General features: G+C 61.4%; 15 protein-coding genes. 9 read left to right on the plus strand and 6 right to left on the minus strand.

The features are described 5' to 3' along the window. The first annotated feature begins 30 nt into the window (after positions 1-30). Positions 31-1,266 (plus strand): sterol desaturase family protein, encoded by a 1,236-nt coding sequence (locus TK06_RS22300; protein ID WP_063323854.1) that lies wholly within the window; start codon positions 31-33, stop codon positions 1,264-1,266. Here TK06_RS22300 and TK06_RS22305 read toward each other — a convergent pair. Then, on the minus strand, positions 1,247-1,870 hold the full coding sequence (locus TK06_RS22305; RefSeq protein WP_003206742.1) for a DedA family protein: 624 nt from the start codon (positions 1,868-1,870) through the stop codon (positions 1,247-1,249). The two genes, TK06_RS22300 and TK06_RS22305, sit on opposite strands and share 20 nt — an antisense overlap. 205 nt (positions 1,871-2,075) lie before the next feature. Here TK06_RS22305 and hemB point away from each other — a divergent pair, with 205 nt between their 5' ends. Both hemB and ppk1 read left to right on the plus strand, forming a co-directional pair. Then, entirely contained in the window at positions 2,076-3,089 is a 1,014-nt protein-coding gene (gene hemB / locus TK06_RS22310; RefSeq protein ID WP_063323855.1) for a porphobilinogen synthase, read from the plus strand. A gap of 17 nt (positions 3,090-3,106) precedes the next feature. Further along, positions 3,107-5,323 carry a polyphosphate kinase 1 gene (gene ppk1 / locus TK06_RS22315; RefSeq protein ID WP_063323856.1) on the plus strand — a complete coding sequence of 739 codons (2,217 nt, stop codon included), beginning with the start codon at positions 3,107-3,109 and terminating at the stop codon, positions 5,321-5,323. 147 nt (positions 5,324-5,470) lie between these two features. Here the strand turns inward: ppk1 and ppx are convergent, their stop codons facing one another. The 5 genes from ppx to TK06_RS22340 all read right to left on the minus strand — a co-directional run bounded on the left by ppx (position 5,471) and on the right by TK06_RS22340 (position 10,079). Then, on the minus strand, positions 5,471-6,973 hold the full coding sequence (gene ppx / locus TK06_RS22320) for an exopolyphosphatase (RefSeq protein ID WP_063323857.1): 1,503 nt from the start codon (positions 6,971-6,973) through the stop codon (positions 5,471-5,473). Between the two features lie 250 nt (positions 6,974-7,223). Further along, positions 7,224-7,958 (minus strand): amino acid ABC transporter ATP-binding protein, encoded by a 735-nt coding sequence (locus TK06_RS22325; protein WP_063323858.1) that lies wholly within the window; start codon positions 7,956-7,958, stop codon positions 7,224-7,226. After that, complete coding sequence (locus tag TK06_RS22330; RefSeq protein WP_003206735.1) at positions 7,945-8,595, minus strand: amino acid ABC transporter permease; 651 nt, start codon at positions 8,593-8,595, stop codon at positions 7,945-7,947. Before TK06_RS22330 ends, TK06_RS22325 begins: the two co-directional genes overlap by 14 nt. Next, on the minus strand, positions 8,592-9,272 hold the full coding sequence (locus TK06_RS22335) for an amino acid ABC transporter permease (protein WP_003206733.1): 681 nt from the start codon (positions 9,270-9,272) through the stop codon (positions 8,592-8,594). Before TK06_RS22335 ends, TK06_RS22330 begins: the two co-directional genes overlap by 4 nt. A 21-nt stretch (positions 9,273-9,293) precedes the next feature. Continuing rightward, the gene (locus TK06_RS22340; protein ID WP_014340791.1) at positions 9,294-10,079 is read right to left on the minus strand and encodes a transporter substrate-binding domain-containing protein; all 786 of its coding nucleotides are present in this window, start codon (positions 10,077-10,079) and stop codon (positions 9,294-9,296) included. A 254-nt stretch (positions 10,080-10,333) separates the two neighbouring features. Between TK06_RS22340 and TK06_RS22345 the strand changes: the two genes are divergently transcribed. The 6 genes from TK06_RS22345 to TK06_RS22370 all read left to right on the plus strand — a co-directional run bounded on the left by TK06_RS22345 (position 10,334) and on the right by TK06_RS22370 (position 17,604). Continuing rightward, positions 10,334-11,041, plus strand: a complete 708-nt coding sequence (locus tag TK06_RS22345; protein ID WP_063323859.1) for a FadR/GntR family transcriptional regulator — start codon at positions 10,334-10,336, stop codon at positions 11,039-11,041. Positions 11,042-11,162: 121 nt separating this feature from the next. After that, positions 11,163-11,492 (plus strand): thioredoxin TrxA, encoded by a 330-nt coding sequence (gene trxA, locus TK06_RS22350; protein WP_063323860.1) that lies wholly within the window; start codon positions 11,163-11,165, stop codon positions 11,490-11,492. Positions 11,493-11,733: 241 nt separating this feature from the next. Continuing rightward, positions 11,734-12,993 carry a transcription termination factor Rho gene (rho, locus tag TK06_RS22355; RefSeq protein ID WP_003206716.1) on the plus strand — a complete coding sequence of 420 codons (1,260 nt, stop codon included), beginning with the start codon at positions 11,734-11,736 and terminating at the stop codon, positions 12,991-12,993. A 135-nt stretch (positions 12,994-13,128) separates the two neighbouring features. Further along, positions 13,129-15,090, plus strand: coding sequence for an acyltransferase family protein (locus tag TK06_RS22360; protein ID WP_063323861.1), 1,962 nt, complete (start codon positions 13,129-13,131; stop codon positions 15,088-15,090). Positions 15,091-15,169: 79 nt separating this feature from the next. Beyond that, positions 15,170-16,636 carry a 4-hydroxy-3-polyprenylbenzoate decarboxylase gene (gene ubiD / locus TK06_RS22365; RefSeq protein WP_063325203.1) on the plus strand — a complete coding sequence of 489 codons (1,467 nt, stop codon included), beginning with the start codon at positions 15,170-15,172 and terminating at the stop codon, positions 16,634-16,636. Continuing rightward, positions 16,636-17,604 (plus strand): CDP-6-deoxy-delta-3,4-glucoseen reductase, encoded by a 969-nt coding sequence (locus TK06_RS22370; protein ID WP_063323862.1) that lies wholly within the window; start codon positions 16,636-16,638, stop codon positions 17,602-17,604. The genes ubiD and TK06_RS22370 overlap by 1 nt, the downstream gene beginning before the upstream one ends. The last annotated feature ends 64 nt before the right edge of the window (positions 17,605-17,668 follow it).

The following is a 17,668-nucleotide window of genomic DNA, read 5'->3' on the forward strand; positions in this document are numbered from 1 at the left end:
TCTCCCTGCCTCGCATGCCCGGGTTGCGTCATGAACTTCATCCTGTATGCCGTGCCGTTCTTCTTCGTGCTGATCGCCGTCGAGTTGCTGGCCGATCGCTGGCGGGGCGTGAGCCACTACCGTGTGGCCGACGCGATCAACAGCTTGAGCACCGGCGTGCTGTCGACCACAACGGGCCTCTTGACCAAAGGCGTGGGGCTGGTGACCTACGCCTTTGCGCTGAAACACCTGGCCGTCATCGAACTGCCTGCCGACCGGGCCTGGACCTGGGTGTTTGCCTTCGTGCTCTACGACTTCTGTTACTACTGGCTGCACCGCATGGGCCATGAACGCAACATCCTCTGGGCCGCTCATTCGGTGCACCACCAGAGTGAGGACTACAACCTTTCCACGGCGTTGCGCCAGACCAGTACCGGGTTCCTGTTGAGCTGGATCTTCTACGTCCCGCTCGCCGTACTGGGTGTGCCACTGGTGGTCTTCGTCAGCGTTGCGGCGTTGAATCTGCTGTACCAGTTTTGGGTCCACACCCAGCACATTCCCAAGCTCGGCTGGCTGGAGTGGTGCTTCGTGACGCCGTCCAATCATCGTGCCCACCATGCACAGAACCCTCTCTACATGGATCGCAACTACGGCGGGGTGTTCATTATTTGGGACCGTCTGTTTGGCACCTTCCAGGAAGAAGACGTCAACGAACCGGTGATTTTCGGCGTGACCACGCCGCTGGAGAGCTGGAATCCGTTGTGGGCCAACCTGCAGTTTTATGCGCAGCTGTGGGCCGATGCCAGGCGGGCCGGGCGTTGGTGGGACAAGCTGCGGATCTGGTTCATGCCCACCGGTTGGCGTCCGGCGGACGTCGCGGCCAGGTACCCGCTGAACAAGTCGGACTTGAGCCAGTTCCGCAAATTCGACGTGCCGTTGGATGTTCGCCAGCAGTGGTACGTGGGGCTGCAGTTCTGCGCCTACATCGCCTTGGGCAGTTATCTGATGAACCTTGAAGCCAGCCTGCCGGTCGCCGCCCTGATGCTGGGTTGGGGCGCGGTGGCGTTCGGTCTGTTCGTGTTGGGCGTGGCCCTGGAGAATCGCCCGTGGGCGTTGCGGCTGGAGCTGTTGCGGCTGGCCTCGAACCTGCCGCTGGTATGGCTGGCGCCACTGGCCGGGTTGTGGCCGGCCAACCCTGTGGCCTGGGCCGGGCTGCTCAGCTACAGCCTGCTCAGCGGCATCGGGCTATATTGCTGCCGTGCCCGGTTTACTCGGTTGGCGTCGTAGGTTCGCCGGACCTGGCTTGCTCCAGGCGCTCGGCTTCGAGGACTTTCCTGGCCAGGCGTGCATTCTTGATGCGTCGGCGCAGCCACAAGACCAGGCCCAGCACCAGCAGTGCGCCAAGTACCCACAATTCATACTTCTTGATGCTGCCCAGCATGCCTTCGAGCACTGCGCCAAAGTGGTACGCGGCCGCAGCCAGCGCCGTGGCCCAGATCGCCGCACCGATGCCGTTGAGCAGCAGGTAGCGACCCGGCGGATAGCCTGACAGACCGATCGCCACCGGCATCACCGTGCGCAGGCCATAGACGAAACGGAAGCTCAGGACCCAGATGTCCGGATGCCGGCGGATGTGCTCCAGCGCCCGATCCCCCATCAACTGCCAGCGCGGCTTGCGGGCCAGCAGCTTGCGCCCGTGCTTGCGTCCCAGGAAATACCACAGCTGATCGCCCGCGTAGCTGCCGCAGAACGCCACGACGACCACCAGGTTGATGTCCATGTAGCCACGGAACGCCAGGAAACCTGCGAGCACGAGGATAGTTTCGCCTTCGAAGAACGTGCCGATAAACAGGGCCAAGTAGCCGAAGTCATGCAGAAATTGTTGGAGCATTGTCTGGGTGCTGGCGAAATGAACGCGCAGCCTAACCCTTCAGGCACATTCAGGAAAGTATCGAAATGTGTCTCGACGTGAACAATTCCTACAATGACAATAACTGCGACGACAGGACGCAGGTGCACATAACTGTAATGTCTTCGTCATAATGGGCGCTTATAACTGTCACGCTCGCCCGTCAGCACGGGCTCAGGAGTCTGCCGTGAGCTTTACCCCCGCCAATCGTCTGTTCCCTGCTACCCGCCTGCGTCGCAACCGTCGTGATGAGTTCTCTCGTCGGCTGGTACGTGAAAACGTGCTGACCACCAATGACCTGATCCTGCCGGTATTCGTGCTGGACGGTGAGAACCGTCGCGAAGCGGTGGCGTCGATGCCCGGGGTGGAACGCCTGACCATCGACCTGCTGCTCGAAGAGGCCGCCCACTGGGTCGAACTGGGCATTCCGGCGCTGGCGCTGTTCCCGGTCACGCCGCCGACACTCAAGTCCCTGGACGCCGCCGAAGCCTGGAACCCGGAAGGCATCGCCCAGCGCGCGACCCGCGCCTTGCGCGCGCGCTTCCCGGAGCTGGGGGTGATCACCGACGTGGCGCTGGACCCGTTCACCACCCACGGGCAGGACGGTATCCTCGATGAAGAAGGCTACGTGCAGAACGACATTACCGTCGATGCACTGGTCAGGCAGGCCCTGTCCCACGCCGAGGCCGGCGCCCAGGTCGTGGCGCCGTCGGACATGATGGACGGGCGCATCCAGGCGATCCGCGAAGCCCTCGAGGTGGCCGGTCACGTCAACGTGCGGATCATGGCCTACTCGGCCAAGTACGCCAGCGCCTATTACGGTCCGTTCCGCGACGCGGTCGGCTCGGCCCTGAACCTGGGCAAGGCCAACAAGGCCTCTTATCAGATGGACCCGGCCAACAGTCAGGAAGCCTTGCACGAAGTGGCGGCTGACTTGTCAGAAGGGGCAGACATGGTCATGGTCAAGCCTGGCATGCCCTACCTCGACATTCTTTGCCGGGTCAAAGACGAATTCAAAGTGCCGACCTTTGTTTATCAGGTCAGCGGCGAATACGCGATGCACATGGCCGCGATCCAGAACGGCTGGTTGGGCGAAGGGGTGATCCTGGAGTCCTTGACCGCTTTCAAGCGCGCAGGGGCTGATGGCATCCTGACTTACTTTGCCGTGCGCGCCGCCCAATTGTTACGAGAGCAGAAATAGCCTCCCAGGAACTTGCGATGAATACCGAAGGACTCTCCGAAGTTGCCGTAAAAGACGCTCAACCCGTGGTCGAGCAGATTGCCGAGACACCGCCGACGCTGGAGCCTGCTGCCCCAGCTGTCGTCGAGCCCGCACCGGCCCCGGCGATTGTGATTCCCAACCTGGATGACAGCAGCCTGTACATCCATCGGGAGCTGTCGCAACTGCAGTTCAACATCCGCGTGCTGGAGCAGGCGCTGGACGAGTCCTACCCGCTGCTGGAGCGGTTGAAGTTCCTGCTGATCTTTTCCAGCAACCTGGATGAGTTTTTCGAAATCCGCGTCGCCGGGCTGAAGAAGCAGATCACCTTCGCCCGTGAACAGGCCGGTGCCGACGGCCTGCAACCGCACCAGGCCCTGGCGCGCATCAGCGAGCTGGTCCACGGCCATGTGGACCGGCAATACGCGATCCTCAACGATATCCTGTTGCCGGAGCTGGAAAAGCACCAGGTGCGCTTCATCCGCCGGCGCTACTGGAACACCAAGATCAAGACCTGGGTGCGCCGCTATTTCCGCGACGAGATCGCACCGATCATCACGCCGATCGGTCTCGATCCGACGCACCCGTTCCCGCTGCTGGTCAACAAGAGCCTGAACTTCATCGTCGAACTGGAGGGCATCGACGCCTTCGGTCGCGATTCCGGCCTGGCGATCATTCCGGCGCCACGTCTGCTGCCGCGGATCATCCGCGTGCCGGAAGACGTCGGTGGCCCTGGCGACAATTATGTGTTCCTGTCGTCGATGATCCACGCCCATGCCGACGACTTGTTCCAGGGCATGAAGGTGAAAGGTTGCTACCAGTTCCGCTTGACGCGTAACGCCGACCTGTCGGTGGACACCGAGGACGTCGAAGACCTGGCCCGCGCCCTGCGCGGCGAGCTGTTCTCCCGTCGCTACGGTGATGCGGTGCGCCTGGAGGTGGCCGATACCTGCCCGAAACACCTGTCCGATTACCTGCTCAAGCAGTTCAACCTGCATGAGACCGAGTTGTACCAGGTCAACGGCCCGGTCAACCTGACCCGACTGTTCAGCATCACCGGCCTGGACAGCCATCCGGAGCTGCAATATCTGCCGTTCACGCCGCAGATCCCGAAACTGCTGCAAAACAGCGAGAACATTTTCAGCGTGATCAGCAAGCAGGACATCCTGCTGCTGCACCCGTTCGAGTCGTTCACACCGGTGGTCGACCTGCTGCGCCAGGCCGCCAAGGATCCCCACGTCCTGGCGGTGCGCCAGACCCTGTACCGCAGCGGCGCCAACTCGGAAATCGTCGATGCCCTGGTGGACGCGGCGCGAAACGGCAAGGAAGTCACGGCAGTGATCGAGTTGCGCGCGCGCTTCGACGAGGAGTCCAACCTGCAACTGGCCAGCCGCCTGCAGGCGGCGGGTGCGGTGGTGATCTATGGCGTAGTCGGCTTCAAGACCCACGCCAAGATGATGCTCATCCTGCGCCGTGAAGCCGGTGAGATCGTGCGCTACGCCCACTTGGGCACCGGCAACTACCACGCTGCCAACGCCCGCCTGTACACCGACTACAGCCTGCTGACCTCTGACGATGCCTTGTGCGAAGACGTCGGTAAGCTGTTCAGCCAGTTGATCGGCATGGGCAAGACCCTGCGCATGAAGAAACTGCTGCATGCGCCGTTCACCCTGAAAAAGGGCATGCTCGACATGATCGCCCGGGAAACGCAGTTCGCCTTGGACGGCAAACCGGCCCATATCATTGCCAAGTTCAACTCGCTAACCGACCCGAAGATCATTCGTGCGTTGTACAAGGCCAGCCAGTCGGGCGTGCGCATCGACCTGGTGGTGCGTGGCATGTGCTGCCTGCGGCCGGGCATTGCGGGGGTGTCCCACAACATCCATGTACGCTCGATCATCGGGCGCTTCCTGGAGCATACGCGGGTGTTCTACTTCCTCAACGGCGGCGAGGAGCAGATGTTCCTGTCCAGTGCCGACTGGATGGAGCGCAACCTCGACAAACGGGTCGAGACCTGCTTCCCGGTGGAAGGCAAGAAGCTGATCCTGCGGGTCAAGAAGGAGCTGGAAAGCTACCTCACCGACAACACCCACAGCTGGAGCCTGCAGTCGGATGGTCGCTACATCCGCAACACCCCGACCGGCAACCAGAACCCGCGCAGCGCCCAGGCAACGTTGCTGGAGCGCTTGAGCAGCCCGGTGTTGGCGGTTCGTTAAAAAATCGGTGGAGGGGGGCAGGCTCGGCTTTTTGTGGCGAGGGAGCTTGCTCCCGGTGGGGGGCGAAGCCCCCCCAAGACTTGGGGCCGCTTCGCAGCCCAGCGGGAGCAAGCTCCCTCGCCACAGATATCTGTGTTGTGGCGGGGCTCAGTGAATGTTCAGCACAATCCCGACCCGGGTGAGCCATTCGGCCTCCTGGGCGAAGTCGGCCTGGGTCAGCTGGTTTTCTTCCAGCCATCCGTCGGGGAACATCACGTCCAGTTGATCGCCGTCGGCATGCAGGGCGACCTGGGGCATTTCCTGGGTGCCACGGATGTGATGGAACAGGATCGCGAAGCGCAGCAGCACGCACAGGCGAATCAGCTTGATGCCGTCATCGCCGAACTCGGCAAACTTATCCTTGGGAATATTGCGTCGGTGGCCGCGCACCAATAGCGCGAGCATTTGCTGGTCTTCCCGGGAAAACCCCGCCAGGTCCGAATGCTCGATCAGGTAGGCGCCATGCTTGTGGTAGTGATAGTGGGCGATGTCCAGGCCCACTTCATGGACCTTGGCGGCCCAGCCCAGCAATTCGCGCCAGACCCCGTCGTTCAAGTCCCAGTCATCGGCCACCTGGTCGAAGGCATGCAGTGCCTTGCGTTCGACCCGTGCGGCCTGCTCCAGGTCGACGTGATAACGCTCCATGAGCGAGCCCAGGGTGCGCTCGCGCACGTCTTCGTGATGATGACGCCCCAGTAGGTCATACAACACGCCTTCGCGCAGGGCGCCTTCACAGTGGTCCATGCGGTGCAGTTCGAGGGCGTCGAAAATCGCCTCGAGGATCGCCAGACCCGCGGGGAAAATCGCCCGGCGGTCGGGCTTGATGCCTTCGAAGTCGATCTTGTCGGCATCGCCGAGCTTGAACACCCGTCGCTTGAGCCAGGCCAGGCCCTCGGCATTGACCTCGCCGGTGCCATGCCCGCCGGCCTTGAGGGCCAGGCCAATGGCGCGAATGGTCCCCGAGGAGCCAATGGCTTCATCCCAGGTCAGGCGGTGCAGGGCGTGTTCGATGCTCATGATCTCCAGGCGCGCCGCTGTATAGGCCTGGGCATAGCGGGCCGGGGTGATCTTGCCGTCGCGGAAATAACGCTGGGTGTAGCTCACGCAGCCCATCTGCAGGCTTTCGCGCAGCAGCGGTTCGAAGCGCTGGCCGATGATGAATTCGGTACTGCCGCCACCGATGTCCGCCACCAGGCGCTTGCCTGGGGTGTCGGCCAAGGTATGGGAAACGCCCAGATAGATCAGGCGGGCTTCTTCACGGCCGGAAATGACTTCTACCGGATGCCCGAGGATTTCTTCCGCGCGGCGGATGAACTCGCCACGGTTGCGCGCCTCGCGCAGGGCGTTGGTGCCCACGATCCGCACCGCGCCCAGGGGCATACCGTTGATCAGTTGGGCAAACCGCTTGAGGCAATCGAGCCCGCGCTGGATGGATTCTTCGCTCAGCTGGCGTTCTTCGTCGATGCCGGCGGCCAGTTGGACCTTTTCGCCGAGCCGCTCAAGAATGCGGATTTCCCCGTTCTGGGCTTTTGCGACGACCATGTGGAAGCTGTTGGAGCCCAGGTCGATGGCAGCGATCAGGGACAGATTCTTGGCTTGGGATGGCGGCATGGTCAAAAAGTCTCGGTCGATAACCTCGCCATCCTGCCACGATCGACCGCCTACGCCAACGCACCTGAACCAAACCCTTGAGCCAGAGCAGTTCCCTGTGGCGAGGGAGCTTGCTCCCGCTGGGCTGCGAAGCGGCCCCAAAGCCATTCAACGCGGTCCATCAGGAAAACTCGGTTGGCCGGTTTTACGACTGCTGCGCCGCCGAGCGGGAGCAAGCTCCCTCGCCACAAGAGCTCTTTGGCTGAGAAAATCAGGCTAGCTCGACGGTCCCGATAAAGTTCGCCAGTTCCGCCGTCTGCGGATTGGCAAACAACACCTTGGGATCGCCCACTTCATGCACCTTGCCCTGGTGCATGAACACCAGTTTGTCCCCGACCTCCCGGGCAAAACGCATTTCATGGGTGACCATGATCAGCGTCATGCCTTCCTTGGCCAACTGCCGCACCACGCTGAGCACTTCATTGACCAGCTCGGGGTCCAGGGCCGAGGTGATTTCGTCGCACAGCAGCACTTTCGGCGACATCGCCAGCGCCCGGGCGATCGCCACCCGCTGTTGCTGACCACCGGACAAGCGGTCCGGGAAGGCATCGAATTTCTCGCCAAGCCCGACCCGTTCCAGCATCTGCCGCGCCAGCACGGCCGCCTTGGCCTTGGGCACTTTTTGCACTACCTGTGGCGCCAGCATGACGTTCTCACCGACCGTCAGGTGCGGGAACAGGTTGAACTGCTGGAACACCATCCCGACTTTCTGGCGCAGGCTGCGCAGGTCGGCGCGGGCCGCATCGAGGTATTCGCCGTCGACTTCGATCACGCCGTCGTTGATCGACTCCAGGCCATTGAGGGTGCGCAGCAAGGTGGATTTGCCCGAGCCGCTGCGGCCGATGATCGCCACCACCTGGCCTTCCTCGACACTCAGGTCGATGCCCTTGAGCACGTGATGATCGCCGTAGTATTTATGCAGGGCGGTGATTCTAAGCAGAGGCATGCAGTCTCCTTTCCAGGTAGCGCGCACTGAGGGACAAGGGGTAGCAGAGCAGGAAATAACCGAGGGCGACCAGGCCATAGACCATGAACGGCTCGAACGTGGCGTTGGCGAGCATGCCGCCGGTCTTGGTCAGTTCGGTAAAGCCAATGATCGACGTCACGGCCGTGCCCTTGACCACTTGCACCGAAAAGCCCACGGTCGGCGCCACGGCGATGCGCAGGGCCTGGGGCAGGATCACGTAGCGCAACTGCTCCAGCGGGTTGAGGGCCAGGCTCGCCGAGGCTTCCCACTGGCCGTGGGAAATCGAGTCGACACAACCGCGCCAGATCTCCGCCAGGTAGGCGCTGGTAAACAGCGTCAAGGCAATCGCCGCCGCCATCCAGGGGGAAATCTCCACCCCGGCCAGGGCCACGCCGAAGAACACCAGGAACAGCTGCATCAACAGCGGTGTGCCTTGGAACAGCTCAATGTAGGTCCGGGCGATGTTGCGGGGCAGGGCGCTCTTGGAGATGCGCAACACCATGATCAGCAAGCCGATCACGCCGCCACCGATAAACGCCACCAGCGACAGCGCCAGGGTCCATTGCAGGCCGGTGAGCAGGTTGCGCACCACGTCCCAGAAAGTGAAATCGCTCATCGGCCGCTCCCGTTGCTGCTCTTGTACAGGCAGCGGCGGCCCACCCAGTTGAGGAACTGGCGGATCAACAGCGCCATGCACAAGTAAATGAGCGTGGTCAGCGCATAGGTTTCGAAGGCGCGGAAGTTACGTGACTGGATGAAGTTGGCGGCAAAGCTCAACTCTTCGGTGGCGATCTGCGAACACACCGCCGAGCCGAGCATCACAATGATGATCTGGCTGCTCAACGCCGGCCAGACCTTGCCCAGCGCCGGCAGCAGCACCACATGACGGAAGGCCTCGAAGCGGCTCATCGCCAGGGCCGCGGCGGCTTCCAGTTGCCCTCGTGGGATGGCCTGGATGCCGGCGCGGATGATCTCGGTGGAATAGGCGCCGAGGTTGATCACCATCGCTAGCACCGCCGCCTGCCATTCGGAAATCTGCAGGCCCAGGGACGGCAAACCGAAGAAGATGAAAAACAGCTGCACCAGGAACGGCGTGTTGCGGATCAACTCCACGTACACGCCGAAGATCGCCGCGAACGGGCGAATGTTCCACGCCCGCACCACGGCCCCGACGATGCCCAGGCTGACCCCGAGCAACGTACCGATGGCCGTCAGTTCCAGGGTGAACAGCGCGCCGCGCAACAGCAGCTCGGTGTTTTGCACCACCGGCAGAAAATCGAACTGATAAGCCATGCTCAGCCTCTCAAGCGACGGTCAGAGATCGGCCGGCAGCGGCTGCTTGAGCCAGGTCTGGGAGTTTTTCTCCAGGCTGCCATCGGTCTTGGCGGTAGCGAGGATCTGATTGACCTTGTCCAGCAGCGCCGGCTCGTTCTTGTTCACGCCCACGTACACCGGCGAGTCCTTGAGTTTCACCTTCAGGGCCGGAACACGCTTGGGGTTGCGTTCGCTGATGGCGACCATCACCACGTTGCCACTGGCGATCAGGTCCACCTGACCGGCCAGGTAGGCGGCGATGGTCGAGTTGTTGTCTTCGAAGCGCTTGATGGTGGTGCCTTCGGGGGCGACCTTGGTCAGCTCGATGTCTTCGATGGCGCCCCGGGTGACGCTGATGGTCTTGCCCTTGAGGTCGTCCAGGTTGTTGATGGCGGCGTCAGGCGGACCGAACACGGCCAGGTAGAACGGTGCGTAGGCGCTGGAGAAGTCGATGACTTTTTCCCGCTCCGGGTTCTTGCCCAGGCTGGAAATCACCAGGTCGACCTTGCCGGTGGTCAGGAAGGGGATGCGGTTGGTGCTGTTGACTGGCGTCAGTTCAAGTTTGACCTTGAGCTGGTCGGCGAGCAGTTTTGCGGTGTCGATGTCCAGGCCGCGGGGTTTCATGTCCGGGCCTACCGAACCGAATGGCGGGAAGTCCTGGGGCACGGCGACCTTGAGGGTGCCACGCTTGACCACGTCTTCCAGGCCATCGGCGTGGGCGGGTAGCTGACAGAGCATCAGGCTGGCAAACAGAGCTGTGAGCAGGGCGCTGCAACGCTGAATCATGGCGAATCTCCGCAATCGGTGATGTGATTTCTGCGTTCGGACAGAGCACAGGCCATGCCAAGGCGACTTTTCAGCGGCCCAGGCCGCGGTTTTGCTGGCGGAGGGCGGTCTTACTGGTCTGAACAGTTGCGGCGTTTTTTGCACCGTTATCGGGCGTCGGTATTTGTCGCCGAACCCTGCTGGGGCACGACTTGCCGGGCGCGGCGAATAGCTTTACAACTAGCCGCTCACTGGCCCGGTTCGTCTAAAAAATCATGAATTCCATCGCTCGCGCCGTTCCTGAAGTGGCTCTGCAAGCCATTCGCAAACTGATCACGGATGAAGGCTTCGGTCCCGGGGATGCGTTGCCGTCGCAACGGGATCTGGCACTGCAACTGGGGGTGAGCCGGGCGTCGTTGCGCGAGGCGCTGTCATCGTTGAGCGCCTTGGGGATGATCAGCGTGCAGCCGGGTAAAGGGGTCTTCGTGCAGGCACCGTTAGAGGCTCCACGCAGCGAATCGGCGCCGGGCTGGCCGTTCGCGGCCCAGGCCTCGCCAGTGGATATCTTCCAGTTGCGCTACGCCCTGGAGGGTTTCGCGGCGGGGCTGGCGGCGGTGACGCTTAGCGCCGATGAGCTGGACATGCTGCAAGACAATGTCGAAGCCATGCGACGGGAATTGAAGATCGGCGATTTCGACGCCGCCGCGCGGCTGGATTTCGAATTTCATCGGCGCATCCTGCTGGCCAGCGGTAATCAGGCGATGCTGAGCATTCTCACCGCCAGCGCCGAGATCTTCCTGGAAAGCCAGAAACTACCGTTCATCAGGGCGGAGCGGGCGATGGAAACGTGGCAGGAGCATCGCAAGATCCTCCGCGCCTTGGCTCGCCGCGCTTCGGGCGCGGCGCAAAAAGCCATGCAGGAACATGTACGTAACGCGGCGTTGCGTACCGGGATTGCCTTCGTCGCCCCCGTCGCTTCGTGAGTTGAGCTATACCCAAATACGTCTTTCGTCATAGCGAGACTCAATCAACTGCGGCTTCCTGAACCCGGGAAGGGCCGTTATCATGGGCCACGTTTTTTTGCTGACAACCCCGGAGATTTCCATGAGCAGCGATCTGATCAAACACGTTACCGACGCTAACTTCGACGAAGAAGTACTCAAGGCCGAAGGCCCGGTACTGGTCGACTATTGGGCAGAGTGGTGCGGTCCGTGCAAAATGATCGCCCCGGTCCTGGACGAAATCGCTACCACTTATGAAGGCAAGCTGACCGTTGCCAAGCTGAACATCGACGAAAACCAGGAGACTCCGGCCAAGCACGGCGTACGCGGTATCCCGACCCTGATGCTGTTCAAGAACGGCAACGTCGAAGCCACCAAAGTGGGTGCGCTGTCGAAGTCGCAACTGGCGGCTTTCCTCGACGCCAACATCTAAGCGCCGAATGCCACTGAAAAAGCCCCGCAAATCGCGGGGCTTTTTCGTTATTCGGGGCTAGACGCTTGCAAACCCAGGTGGTACATTCGGCCCCGCACTGGTTTCTCCATTGCCCCCTGCAAGCCGTCGCCGACGCTCTCCTTTCGAATAAGTACGCGATCCTGTCGCCTTCTCCGCGGCGCGGCCTCATTAAGCCAAAAGCTTAATTTCCCCCCTCCATAAATGATTACGTCATTCCTATATGAATCTGACTGAACTCAAGCAAAAGCCGATTACCGAACTGCTCGAATTGGCCGAACAGATGGGCATAGAAAATATGGCCCGTTCGCGCAAGCAGGACGTGATTTTCTCCCTGCTCAAGAAGCACGCGAAAAGCGGCGAGGAAATCTCCGGTGATGGCGTGCTGGAGATTCTCCAGGACGGCTTCGGCTTCCTTCGCTCCGCAGACGCTTCCTATCTCGCCGGTCCAGACGATATCTACGTCTCGCCGAGCCAGATCCGTCGTTTCAACTTGCGCACCGGTGACACCATCGTTGGCAAGATCCGCCCTCCGAAGGAAGGCGAGCGTTACTTCGCCCTGCTCAAGGTCGACACGATCAACTTCGACCGTCCGGAAAACGCGAAGAACAAGATTCTCTTCGAGAACCTGACCCCGCTATTCCCGACCGTGCGCATGAAGATGGAAGCCGGCAACGGTTCCACCGAAGACCTCACCGGTCGAGTCATCGACCTGTGCGCACCCATCGGCAAAGGCCAGCGTGGCTTGATCGTGGCGCCGCCGAAAGCGGGCAAGACGATCATGCTGCAGAACATCGCGGCCAACATCGCCCGTAACAACCCTGAAGTTCACCTGATCGTGCTGCTGATCGACGAACGTCCGGAAGAAGTGACCGAGATGCAGCGCACCGTGCGCGGCGAAGTGGTCGCCTCGACGTTCGACGAGCCGCCGACCCGCCACGTGCAGGTTGCCGAAATGGTGATCGAGAAGGCCAAGCGCCTGGTCGAGCACAAGAAGGACGTAGTGATCCTGCTGGACTCCATCACTCGTCTGGCCCGTGCCTACAACACCGTGATACCGAGCTCCGGCAAGGTGCTGACCGGTGGTGTCGATGCCCACGCGCTGGAAAAACCGAAGCGTTTCTTCGGCGCCGCGCGAAACATCGAGGAAGGCGGTTCGCTGACCATCATCGCCACCGCGCTGGTTGAAACCGGCTCGAAGATGGACGAAGTGATCTACGAGGAGTTCAAGGGCACCGGCAACATGGAGCTGCCTCTGGATCGTCGTATCGCCGAGAAGCGTGTCTTCCCGGCCATCAACATCAACCGTTCCGGCACGCGCCGCGAAGAGTTGCTGACCGCCGACGACGAATTGCAGCGCATGTGGATCCTGCGCAAGCTGCTGCATCCGATGGATGAAGTCGCCGCCATCGAGTTCCTGGTCGACAAGCTGAAGACGACCAAGACCAACGACGAGTTCTTCCTGTCGATGAAACGCAAGTAACACCCAGCACGTTTCAAAAAAAGGACGCCCCGAACAGGGGCGCCTTTTTTTTCGTGGCGTTGTATCAAAAAGGACAACTTTCCCAAGCCGGTAGTGTCCGTGCTTGCATCATCTTGTAAAACGACAAGGATCGTTATGCACACGTTCGGCAGCCGCCGTGACATCGACGGTTTGAGGGCCCTAGCCGTTATTCCTGTGGTGCTGTTTCACTTCGGCTTCAGCACATTCAGTGGTGGCTTTGTCGGTGTTGACGTTTTTTTCGTCATTTCCGGTTACTTGATAACCAGCATCCTGTTTCGCGAGATCAGTGCGCAGCGTTTCAGCTTCGTCGATTTTTGGGCGCGCCGTGCCCGGCGCATCATTCCGGCCTTGAGCGTGGTGCTGGTGGCAACGCTGGCCCTGGGCTGGTTGCTGCTGACGGCCAAGGATTTTTCGGAGCTGGGTAGGGCGGTTCGTTATCAGGCGCTGTTCATTTCCAATATCTTGTTCATGCGTCAGGACGGTTACTTCGAGCCCGCGTCGGACCTCAAACCCTTGCTCCACACCTGGTCCCTGGCGGTTGAAGAGCAGTACTACATCTTCTTTCCGCTGTTGATGGTGTTGTTGATGCGCCACGTTCGCCATTGGCGCTGGATGCTGTTTGCCGTGCTGCTGGTTTCTTTCGGACTGAATGTCGCCTCTATCGACCGCAAGCCTGACTTCGTCTTCTTTTCGCTGCCGACACGGGCCTGGGAATTGTTATGCGGCGCAATGCTCGCGGTGTGGCCTGCATCGAAATCGAAACAGCAGGTGAGGCCATGGCTCTGTCAGCTCGCGGGTGCGACCGGGCTGGCTGCTGTCCTGGTGGCGGTTTTCACTTTTGACGAGGCCACGCGCTTTCCGGGTTGGGCCGCCTTGCTGCCTGTGCTTGGCACCACTGCGCTGATCTGGTCCGGTGCCCAGGGATCGACCTGGGTGGCTCAGGCACTCAGTGCCAGGGTACTCGTCTGGGTTGGCCTGCTGTCCTATTCCTTTTATCTGTGGCATTGGCCGGTCTACGTCTATGCCAATGCCATTTCGATCGACGGTATCCAGGCTTGGGAGGCGGCGGGCTGGATTCTGCTGGCGCTGGGCCTGGCCTGGTTGAGCTGGCGTTTCGTCGAGCTTCCGTTTCGTGAAAAGCGTGTGCTGGCCGCACGCAAGCCGATGCTTGCCGCCGGTTTGCTGGCGATGGTTGCCCTGGCGGTGACGGGGTTGGTGGTGCGCTCGGCCGATGGTTTTCCCCAGCGCCTTACGGGCAAGGCCCTGGAATATGCTCAGGCGCGAGAGTGGCGGGCCGGGCAAATGAAATGCATGTTAGCGAATTCGGACAAGAACCTGGACAAGGCGTGCTTGATCGGCAGGAACAAAGAGGCGTCGGCGACTCAACTGTTTTGGGGCGACAGTCATGCCGCCGCATTGTTGCCGGCGATTGAAACCGGTGCTGCCCCCGAAGGGCGCCCGGTATGGCTCTACAGCTTGAGCGGTTGCCCGCCGATCCTGAGCGACGCCCCCCGACAGCGATGCAAGGACTTTAACGAACGGACCATGGATCAGGTTCGTCGCCTGCAGATCAGCGACGTGGTGCTCGCGTCCAACTGGAGTCTTTACGTCTACGGTCGTGAGAACGGTGATAAAGAGTTGTTGCTCAACCCTCGCGACAATACCGCCGAGGCCGAAACACGTCTGGCCGCGGCGCTCAAGGCGCGAGTGGCAGCGATAAGGGCAGCAGGCGCGCAAGTCTGGTTGTTCAAGGAGGTACCGTTGCAGCACAAGGGCCTTGTCAGCCGGTTGGTGAGCCTGGCCCGGGTCGGGCGTTCGACCGAGGGCTTGGGGCGCCCGCTTCAGGAGCACTTGTCCCGCCAGCGTTTCCTGAGTGGCTTGTTCGACTCGATGAGCGCCGCCGACCCCGGCGTGCATGTCATCGACCCTACCCCGCTGATGTGTGCGGGCCAAGTCTGCAGCATCGTGGTCGGTGGGTATTTGCAATACAAGGACGAGGATCATCTGTCTGACATCGGCAGTGCCCGGCTGAGCCCATTGTTTGCGCCGGTGCTGGTGGGTACAACCGACAATTGATCGCTGCTGCGCACGCACGGGCTGCTGTTTGGGCGTTAGAGCAGGTAGGATGTACGCCTATTTTCGGGGTGGCATCTCAATGAAATTCAAGGATCTTCGGGATTTCGTGCAGCAACTGGAGCAGCGCGGCGAGTTGAAACGCATCCAGATTCCCATCTCTCCAGTGCTGGAGATGACGGAGGTCTGCGACCGCACGCTTCGGGCCAAAGGCCCGGCGTTGTTGTTCGAAAACCCCACGGGCTACGACATTCCGGTCCTGGGCAACCTGTTCGGCACGCCGGAGCGCGTGGCGCTGGGCATGGGCGCCGAAGCGGTCAGCGAACTGCGCGAAATCGGCAAGCTGCTGGCGTTCCTCAAGGAGCCCGAGCCGCCGAAAGGCCTGAAGGACGCTTGGTCCAAGCTACCGATTTTCCGCAAGATCATTTCCATGGCGCCGAAAGTCGTCAAGGACGCTATCTGTCAGGAAGTGGTGATCGAGGGCGACGATGTCGACCTGGCCATGCTCCCTGTGCAGACCTGCTGGCCGGGCGACGTAGGGCCACTGATCACCTGGGGCCTGACCGTCACCAAGGGCCCGAACAAGGATCGCCAGAACCTGGGCATCTATCGTCAGCAGGTAATTGGTCGCAACAAAGTCATCATGCGCTGGCTGAGCCATCGGGGCGGAGCACTGGACTACCGTGAATGGTGTGAAAAACACCCCGGCCAGCCATTCCCGGTGTCGGTGGCCCTGGGTGCGGACCCGGCGACCATCCTCGGCGCGGTCACGCCCGTGCCCGACAGCCTTTCCGAATATGCGTTCGCCGGCCTGTTGCGCGGCAACCGCACCGAGCTGGTGAAGTGCCGCGGCAACGACCTGCAAGTGCCGGCCACCGCCGAGATCATCCTTGAAGGGGTGATCCATCCTGGCGAAATGGCCGATGAAGGGCCGTACGGCGACCACACCGGTTACTACAACGAAGTCGACAGCTTTCCGGTGTTCACCGTCGAGCGCATCACCCATCGGATCAAGCCGATTTACCACAGCACCTATACCGGCCGTCCGCCCGATGAGCCGGCCATTCTCGGCGTGGCGCTGAACGAAGTGTTCGTGCCTATCCTGCAAAAGCAGTTTCCGGAAATCACTGACTTCTATTTGCCGCCGGAAGGTTGTTCGTATCGCATGGCCGTGGTGACCATGAAGAAGTCGTATCCGGGGCACGCCAAGCGGGTCATGCTCGGTGTCTGGTCGTTTTTGCGACAGTTCATGTACACCAAGTTCGTTATCGTCACCGACGACGATATCAACGCACGGGACTGGAACGACGTGATCTGGGCCATTACCACGCGCATGGACCCCAAGCGCGACACGGTGATGATCGAGAATACGCCGATCGACTACCTCGACTTCGCCTCGCCAGTGTCCGGCCTGGGGTCGAAGATGGGGCTCGATGCCACGCATAAATGGCCCGGTGAAACCACTCGTGAGTGGGGCCGGGTTATCGTCAAGGATGAAGCCGTTACCCAACGGATCGATGCCATCTGGAATCAGTTAGGAATAGATTGATGCGTGTAACCTTGCAGCCTTCCGGGGCGGTGCTGGAGATCCGGCCCGCCGAGCGGATTCTCGATGGCGCGCGGCGCCTGGGCTATGAATGCCCGCAAAGTTGCCGCAACGGCAACTGCCACGTCTGCGGCGCGTTGTTGGTGGAGGGCCGTGTGGAACAGGCGGGCGAGGTGCGCGATCACGGTGAGATCTTCACCTGCATCGCCGAGCCGCTGGAGGACTGCGTGGTGTTGTGGGATGGCGTGCTGTCGCCGGGTGAGCTACCGGTACGCAACCTGGCGTGCCAGGTGGTCGAGTGCGCCGACGTGGGGGGCGATGTCTGGCGAGTGCGCCTGCGTGCGCCGGCCGGCAAGTCGCCGCGCTATCACGCCGGGCAGTACCTGATGATCGAACGGGAAAACGGCGAAAAATCGGCCTTCTCCCTGGCCTCGGCGCCGCATTCGGGGCGCGAGCTGCAATTGCACGTGTTGGTGCGCGAAAGCAGTGCACAAGCCCTGCTGGAGCAACTGCGGCGCAACCCCAGCGTGCGTATCGAGATGCCTTTTGGCGACACGCATTTGTCCGAACTGCCCGATGGCCCGTTGGTACTGATCGCCGCCGGAACCGGCATGGCGCAGATGCACAGCCTGATCGAGCATTGCCGGGCGGCGGGTTTCAAGCACCCGGTGCACCTGTATTGGGGCGTGCGGCGGCCGGAAGATTTCTATGAAATCGAGCACTGGGACGAATGGAAAAAACTGCCGAACCTGTTCCTGCACAAAGTCGTCAGCGACTTGTGCGGCTGGGAAGGGCGCTGCGGCATGCTCCATGAAGCCGTGTGCGAGGACATCAGCGATCTATCCGGCGTGCACGTCTACGCCAGCGGCTCGCCGGCCATGATCTACGCCACGCTCGATGCGTTGGTGGAAGCCGGAATGGACGCCCATCAAATGCGCGCGGATGTCTTCGCCTATGCGCCGCGTACTTAAAAACTCACCCGAATCCCGTGGCGAGGGAGCTTGCTCCCGCTCGGTTGCGCAGCGACCGCAAGTT

Origin of the sequence: Pseudomonas fluorescens (assembly GCF_001623525.1) — a bacterium.
In the GTDB taxonomy this organism is placed as follows: domain Bacteria; phylum Pseudomonadota; class Gammaproteobacteria; order Pseudomonadales; family Pseudomonadaceae; genus Aquipseudomonas; species Aquipseudomonas fluorescens_Q.